Source organism: Candidatus Cloacimonadota bacterium, from assembly GCA_011372345.1.
In the GTDB taxonomy this organism is placed as follows: domain Bacteria; phylum Cloacimonadota; class Cloacimonadia; order Cloacimonadales; family TCS61; genus DRTC01.
Map to the genome: position 1 here is coordinate 1 of DRTC01000425.1, position 7,643 is coordinate 7,643.

8 protein-coding genes are annotated in these 7,643 nt (G+C 37.8%); all 8 read right to left on the reverse strand.

The genetic code is table 11. The features are described from left to right. On the reverse strand, positions 1-219 hold a 219-nt coding region (locus ENL20_08245; GenBank protein HHE38546.1), incomplete at its 3' end, for a nucleotidyltransferase domain-containing protein. A gap of 3 nt (positions 220-222) precedes the next feature. Continuing rightward, positions 223-1,347: a hypothetical protein gene (locus tag ENL20_08250; GenBank protein HHE38547.1), complete on the reverse strand. Its 1,125-nt coding sequence runs from the start codon at positions 1,345-1,347 to the stop codon at positions 223-225. 118 nt (positions 1,348-1,465) lie between these two features. Next, positions 1,466-1,843 carry a GxxExxY protein gene (locus ENL20_08255; GenBank protein ID HHE38548.1) on the reverse strand — a complete coding sequence of 126 codons (378 nt, stop codon included), beginning with the start codon at positions 1,841-1,843 and terminating at the stop codon, positions 1,466-1,468. A 126-nt stretch (positions 1,844-1,969) separates the two neighbouring features. Continuing rightward, entirely contained in the window at positions 1,970-3,838 is a 1,869-nt protein-coding gene (locus ENL20_08260) for a methylaspartate mutase (GenBank protein HHE38549.1), read from the reverse strand. 159 nt (positions 3,839-3,997) lie between these two features. Then, entirely contained in the window at positions 3,998-4,360 is a 363-nt protein-coding gene (locus ENL20_08265; protein ID HHE38550.1) for a hypothetical protein, read from the reverse strand. A gap of 152 nt (positions 4,361-4,512) precedes the next feature. Then, positions 4,513-5,220, reverse strand: coding sequence for a ComF family protein (locus tag ENL20_08270; protein HHE38551.1), 708 nt, complete (start codon positions 5,218-5,220; stop codon positions 4,513-4,515). A 71-nt stretch (positions 5,221-5,291) separates the two neighbouring features. After that, a complete protein-coding gene (gene pssA / locus ENL20_08275) occupies positions 5,292-6,017 on the reverse strand; it encodes a CDP-diacylglycerol--serine O-phosphatidyltransferase (GenBank protein HHE38552.1) in 726 nt (241 codons plus the stop codon). Positions 6,018-6,107: 90 nt separating this feature from the next. Beyond that, entirely contained in the window at positions 6,108-7,400 is a 1,293-nt protein-coding gene (locus ENL20_08280; GenBank protein ID HHE38553.1) for an adenylosuccinate lyase, read from the reverse strand. Between the last annotated feature and the right edge of the window lie 243 nt (positions 7,401-7,643).

Below are 7,643 nucleotides of genomic sequence, written 5' to 3' on the forward strand. Positions count from 1 at the left end.
GACTTCCAGGTTATTCTTAAAAAAAGCAAGATAAAGGTTTCTCAAATACTGAAGTTTTTCTTTTCTCAATAATTCTTTTTGAAGCAAAACCATGATATCAATATCGCTTTCATCATTATAAGAATCATCGACATACGAACCGAATAGAATGATCTCTTCAGGTTGAACAACACTTAAAATTATATCTTTTATTTTATTTATATCGTTATTGGAATACATTTTTTAATCTTCAATAACTTCCACATTCGCTCTTGGAATCGTAACTTTCTGACCATTTTCCAGCTCTGCTTCCAAAATACGAACAAGAGTTTCACTTTCGACACGGGTTAGTTTTTCCGGTAAACCTGTAACTTTTCCGATAACTCCGAAGTTAGGTTGACGGATTACTCTAATCGTTGTGCCGATCTCCAGTAAAGACATTTTGGCTTCCGGTTCTTGAAGTTCATCCTCTTTAAATTCGAGAGGAATGATGATTTCCGGCCGCATCACGCCGGCTCTGATCTGGGTTTTCCCATGTATTGAAGATTTATGTCCTTCGAATCTCTTGAGAAGTTCAAAAGTCTTCTTCGCCATATTGATATTACCAAAACCTTCTGTCGCAACAATAGTCAAGCCGATGTTCTCATGCCCGGTAATAGCAACTCCGATATTATAACCGAGAAGTTTTTTCAGATCGTTGTCATCGATCCCTCCGGAGATGATTCCACGAACTTCTGTCTCAATTGCTTTCTTGATAAAATCATAATTCACCATTGCTCCACAGACAATGATTTTATCTTTACAACTATCATCAATCTTTGAAGCAGAAACGACTTCATCGGGAGCAGATGCGAGAATCTTGATCTCACCGGTTGTTTCTCCGCCGATCCCAAAAATTCCCTGCACATAAGCGGATTTATTCTCAACGATAACACCTTCTTCCGGGATAACATCTACGATCAAACCGTCGAGGAAGGCTTTGACCTGAACCGGAATTCTGGGTTCACGCAACAACACCTGCCCTGTTATTTTGGAAATGCTTTCAATCTCACCGTCAAGGGGGGATTTTACAGTTGTTTTGAATAATCCCATGAATCCATTGGTTTGCGCGAGTACATCTCCTTTTTTTATTTTAGCACCAGCTTTTACTTTAGTGTATTGCAAATGCATAGGTGGAGTAACACCCAATTTGTTAGATAAGTTGAATGGAATAACTTTTCCTGGAAGCAGGGTTTCAGCGACCAGATCTTCTGCTTTGACCTTGTCACCTTTTTTAACAAGAACAGTTCCCTTTAAGGGTAAAATTCTTTCTTTTTTTAAAACTATATTATCTGTAACTGTCAAACCTGGGGAATATGCTTGTGCCATCTACAACCTCCTTAATTGCCGCGAAAATGCATAAAAATCACAAAAGATACAAAAAGAGAAAAATTTATTTTCGTTGCATTAATAAAAACTTTTTTGAGCATTTTGTGCCTTTTCATGGCTATCTTTTATTTAATATATATTTCTTTATTTGTAATCTGGAACTTCCGAAATTGATCAGTAAACCATGTTCGATGCGGGACGCTCTCAAATATCCTAAAAGTTGAGCAGTATGTTCATTGATCAAAGTTCTACATGCTTTAAGTTCGATGATCAGGCAATTTTCCACAAAAAGATCAGCAAAAAAATCACCTAACAAAACTCCATCTTCATCATAAACTTTGAGTGGAAATTGTTGTTTTACATTTAATCCTATTTTTGTCAGACGATGGAATAATCCATTTTCATACACTTTTTCGAGATGACCATTTTTAAGATATTTATGAAGATCGAAACTCGTTTCACGAATTATATCACACAATTTCATAATATCTGTCATCTATTCCATCCTCATTAATTGCCACAAAAATGCACAAGAGTCGCAAAATATGTAAAAACAAAAAAAGATTGTTTTGTCTTTTTAACACAAATTTTATTTTTTTGTGTATTTTGTGCCTTTTCGTGGCTATTTCGTTATTTCTTCAGGATAAGCGTTCAGTGCTTTCATCCATTTTTTTAGAAGCGGAACTCTTTCAGATGCATCGACCGGAAGAACGAATGGTTGTCTTCCACGAGTATCGAGAACTAATCCGACAACTCCTCCGTGCAGTTCTGTTTCTATTTCCTGGTTTTTACCAGCTCCAAGATCGAGTCCTTTTCCTGGTTTGAGATAAGCTTTTGCTTTTTCACCAACGCCAAGAGGAATGAGTCTGATCTCACCGAAATTAATATCTTCCTTGAATTTTTCTCCATTTGGAAGATCAATATTTGCACTAAGAGCAACTTTATCAGGTTTTATCTTTCCGACCGGAGCAACACATGTCCCGAGATAGATCATACAATCTTTCTCAAAAACTTCGGTGGCTGCCTGTTCGCTAATTTCAGCCAAAACACCAAGATGGGGCATCATAAAAATACTGTCAACAGCAAGTCTGGTAATTCCTTCCGGCAGGAATCCGTTCAACATCATCATTACTGATTGATTTCTTCTTGGAGCATGAGAAACAACTCCACCACTTCCAACCAGAAGATCTAAAGTCATCATATTAACGATACTTGCACCTGAAGTCGATTGAGCAAAAGCATCAGCAATTTCGCGTTTTTTCTGTCCTCCTTTTAGACCAACAGCAAATTCTTTGTGTTGGAGAAAAGCATATTTCAAGGCTTCGTTAGCGATTGCCTGTTCCAGAACCAGCTCTTCTAATTGCTGCGGAATTGTGGTGGGACGGATCATCTTGTTTTTGATCATATTACGCAGTTCGGATTCATCGATATCAAACGGTACCCAACGCAGGATTTCCTTGATTCCGGCAGTTGCCAGCACATTGGAAATACTGTAACTCATGCCAAGATTTGCACTCACGGTTCGATTAAAAACATGGTCTTTGGTGAAAACCGAGAAAATATCGGTTGTTGCTCCGCCAATATCAACTCCTAGAACTTCTATATTATGTCTTTTGGCAATTGTCTTCATGATGTTTCCAACCGCTGCCGGAGTCGGCATGATCGGAATATTTTGCAGTTTTCCGTTTTTAGGACCAACAGTCCAACTCGTCAGTTTGTTGTAGCCGGGAGCTTGAGCCATCACATGTTCCATAAAAAGATCATGAATCTTATCACGGGCAGGACCGAGATTTTCTACTTCCAGAGTGGGTCGGATATTATCGGTTATGATCAGATCTACTTTTTCGGCAAGAGTTTCTTTGATGATATCACGCGCTTTAGTGTTTCCGGCATAAATGATCGGAAGTTTATAACTCGAACCAAGTCGAGGTCTAGGATCAGCAGCTCCAACGAGTTCTCCCATCTCCGCAACATGCTTGGTTGTTCCGCCATCGACTCCGCCAGCCATCAAGATCATATCAGGTCGCAATAGACGGATTCTTTCAATCTTTTCATAATTCGGACGCTGGTCATTGCTGGCGATCAAGTCCATCACAATTGCACCCGCTCCGAGGGCTGCTCGTTCTGCGCTTTCTCCGGTCATTTTAGCTACAACTCCCGTTACCATCATCTGCAATCCGCCACCCGCACTACTTGTAGAAACATAAGCATCGACACCTTCACCATCTTTTTCGGAGATCCAGATTGTTTCATCTTTGATGAATTTAATGCTGGGATCGTTATATTTCAAGCGAGCCAGTTCTTCCAGTTCCGTAACAGCATTAATCACACCCTTGGTTACATCATTGAGTGGTTTTTCTACAGTTGTCGGTGCTTCTCCACGCACGGTTTGACGATATTCACCGTCGATATATTCGATGAGAATCGATTTGGTGGTCGTGCTGCCGCAATCTGTGGCAACGATTCTCTTTAAATTTTGAGCATTGCTCATATATATCCTCCACAGGAATTTTTGTTACAAATTTTTAAGACCGGTTTTTTTTGCAAGTTATTTCTATATAAAGAAAAACCATTTTCCGGTATGAAATAAAAGGCTATTTAAGTTCTTAATTTAACCTAAAAATATTAGAAGAAAGTTAATTAATTTTGATTAAGACTCTTTATTAATTCCCAATATCCTTTTAATCTTATTTATTCTTCTCTTCCGAAGTATCTTCTTCTTTTCCCGTTCTTCTCGGTACATTTCTTCATCGATTTCATCTATTCGTTTCAGCATTAATTTTATGTATTCATCTTTTTCCAGGAGAGCAGCAAATTCCTGGTATTCTTTGGCATTAAAGATAACCTCGGCAAAAGGAGCGAGAAAATATAAGAGTTGACTGCCAATGAAATTCAAAGGACGCAGGGATTCGATGGTCATCAAAGCCGGGGCTGCCATTCGTTTCTTGACGATGAATTGAGAAATTTTCTCAACCATTTCAATTGCTCGTTCTTCACTGATTTCTACTATCATAATACCTTTTTATGGAGTGCCATAACTATGTTATTACTTTTTTACTTATTTAAAAAATTAACTACTTATTTTCAGGCTGGTTGTTCTTGACTCGACGACTTTATCTTTCGAGTCCTACCAATCAACTTGGCAAGTTGAATTTCTCAAAAATTTTACGCCCGTGCAACTGTCAAGACAAAGACTTTGTTAACTCCGTTATCTTTTAGATGCTTACTGATGGAATTGACGGTCGAGCCGGTAGTAAAGACATCATCGATGAGCAGGATGTTTTTGTTCTTCATATCATATTTCTTATTCAAGAGGAAAGCATTGGAAACATTTTTCTGTCTGCCTGCTCTGGAAAGTCTGGTTTGAGAATCCGTGAATCTTTTCCTCAAAACTAAATCCGGAATGTGGTTCCAATTCATATCAGCAGCTATTTTTCGGGAAATATATTCCGACTGATTAAAACCACGAATCCTTTTTTTCACTTTATGAAGCGGAACAGGCGCGATGAAATCAATATTTTCAAAAGGATTATTTTCCTTTAGATAAACAGAAGCAAATTTTCCTAAATATTTCCCGATTTTTGTCATTTCTTCATATTTTAGATTATGTATGACATTTCTTAAAGTTTTCTCAAAAAGGAAAACTGAACGGGCTTTATCAAAGAAATGTTCTGTATTTGAGCAGGTTTTGCAAATATTATTTTCCAGAGGTTTTCCACAAACCTTACAAATACTCTCGGATAGAAATACCAGGGATGATTCACAATTTCTGCAAATTATATCTTCGTTTTGATCTAATCCGGAATTGCAGTTCAAACAATTTTTGGGGAAGATCAGATCGAGGAAATTATCAGCTAAAACTTTCAAAAACATAAGATTAAATAGCCACGAACAGGCACAAAAGACACAAAAAGAATAAATGTTTTATCTGGATTAATTCGTGTTCATTCGTGTTCATTCGCGGTTTTCTTTTTTACTTTGATAACGATTTGCCGAATGATCCCATATAAGATGTAGATCAAAATCCAAATTCCAAAAATAAGATAAGAAAATTTGATCGCTAAAAATACACTGACCAAAGCCAGCAGAATGAAAAATTTAGCTTCTTTTGTTAGTTTTTTTCTTTTTTCGATAGGCAGATATTCGATCGTGCTGATCATTAACACAGAACTGACCAAGATCAAAACAGCAAACAATTCGTTAAGATGTATTTTCTGGTAAAAATAATAATTAATAATGATGAACGAAGCAATAATTCCTGCTCCGGCTGGGATTGGCAAGCCTGTAAAAGCGTGCTTCCCATTAGATTCGGAACTCTTTAGAGTAAATCTGACTAAACGGTAACCTCCGCAGAAAATATAAAAAATAGAAATTATCGCACCCAACAGTTGGAAATTAAACAAAGAAACTTTATAAGCCAAAAATCCAGGAACAACTCCAAAAACAACGAAGTCGGAAAGTGTATCAAACAGGAAACCGAATTTTGAACTGGCTTGCAGAAGTCTGGCGAGTTTTCCATCCAATCCATCACAGAACATGGAAAAAGCGATCAACCAGGAAGCAGGAACAAAATTTCCTTCATTTGTAAAATAAAGAGAGATTAGACCGGAGGTTAAACTCAAGGCTGTGAAAAAGTTCGGGATGAGGATTTTCAGGTTATTGCTTTTCATTTTATTAAATTCATTAAATTAAAGATTGCTTCGTAAGAGTTTCTTTATAGAATGACTTGCTATGACAATTCTGATTGTTTTTGGAAACCATCAAATTCCAACCCGCTGAAAAATGAAATCTACATTTTCAGTATATCTTTGATAGGAAAAAATTTGCTGGATTTCTTCCAACGAAATTATTTCGAGAATATCTTTATCCTGCAAAACCAGTTCCTGGAACGGTCTTTTCGTTTTCCAGCACTCCATCGCATTTCTCTGCACTAATTCATACGCTCTTTCTCGGGAAATTCCCTTTTTAGAAAGTTCCAATAAAAGAACCTGCGAGAAAATCAAGCCATTGGTCAATTCCAGGTTTTTCTTCATATTTTCCGGATAAACAAGCAGATTCTCGATCAAGGTTATCATTTTATTCAGCATATAATTTATGAGGATGGTTGAATCCGGCAGGATGATTCTTTCAACCGAAGAATGACTGATATCTCTTTCATGCCAGAGAGCATTGTTTTCCAGGGAAGCAGAAGCGTTAGATCGTAATAGGCGAGCCAATCCGCACATCTGTTCGGAAACAACAGGATTTCGCTTATGCGGCATGGCTGATGAACCTTTCTGTCCTTTGGAAAAATTCTCTTCTGCTTCCAGAACTTCTGTTCTCTGCAAATGCCTGATCTCGAGAGCGATTTTCTCGATTGTCGAACCGATGACAGCAATTGTATTTAAAAATTCCGAAATTCTATCTCTTTGAATAACTTGCGTGGAAATATTTACCGGTTTCAAATCAAGCAGATCGCAGGCGACTTTTTCGATTTGAGGAGTTAGATGAGCATAATTTCCGACTGCACCGGAAATTTGTCCGACTGAAATTGCGTTTATTGCATTTTTCATGCGTTGAATATTTCGCTGCATTTCATCGAACCAGAGAGCGAATTTCAAGCCAAAAGTTGTAGGTTCAGCATGAATTCCGTGTGATCTACCGATACACAGAGTAGTTTTATACTCTCGTGCTTTGATTTTGAGAACTTCTGAAAAAGTCTCTAGATCACGCAGGATCAATTCTCCGGATTGCTTGAGTTGTATAGAAGTTGCTGTATCGAGAACATCGGAGGATGTCAATCCAAAATGGATCCAGCGGGAAGATTCTCCCACATATTCGGCAATATTTGTCAAAAAAGCGATCACATCATGTTTGGTGGTTTGCTCGATCTCATTTATTCTGTCCACATCGAAATCGGCATTTTCAACGATATTTTGCAGGTCGTCTTCCGGGATGATGCCGATTTCATTCATCGCTTTGCAGGCAGCGATCTCAACATCGAGCATACATTGGAAACGGTTTTGTAATTCCCAGATCTTTGCCATTTCCGGCCTTGAGTATCTTGCTATCATTTTTAACCTCTTTTTTTGCTCTCGGATTTGTACGGATAAACACGGATATTTTTCAAGATTACCTTGCGAATGGTTGGAAGCCTTCGCAATGGTGATCCGCTCATTTTCAACCATTCCGAAGGTCAAGACCATTCGGAAGGTTTCTCTTTTTCCTACTTCAACCAGTTCAACTAATTCAACTAATTCAACTAATTCAACTAATTCAACTAATTCAACTAATTCAACTAATTCAACTAATTCAAC

Bases quoted from the DNA above. Each gene is read 5' to 3' on its own strand.
- ENL20_08250 (HHE38547.1), bottom strand. From the start codon at position 1,347: ATGGCACAAGCATATTCCCCAGGTTTGACAGTTACAGATAATATAGTT.
- ENL20_08255 (HHE38548.1), bottom strand. From the start codon at position 1,843: ATGACAGATATTATGAAATTGTGTGATATAATTCGTGAAACGAGTTTC.
- ENL20_08260 (HHE38549.1), bottom strand. From the start codon at position 3,838: ATGAGCAATGCTCAAAATTTAAAGAGAATCGTTGCCACAGATTGCGGC.
- ENL20_08265 (HHE38550.1), bottom strand. From the start codon at position 4,360: ATGATAGTAGAAATCAGTGAAGAACGAGCAATTGAAATGGTTGAGAAA.
- ENL20_08270 (HHE38551.1), bottom strand. From the start codon at position 5,220: ATGTTTTTGAAAGTTTTAGCTGATAATTTCCTCGATCTGATCTTCCCC.
- pssA (HHE38552.1), bottom strand. From the start codon at position 6,017: ATGAAAAGCAATAACCTGAAAATCCTCATCCCGAACTTTTTCACAGCC.
- ENL20_08280 (HHE38553.1), bottom strand. From the start codon at position 7,400: ATGATAGCAAGATACTCAAGGCCGGAAATGGCAAAGATCTGGGAATTA.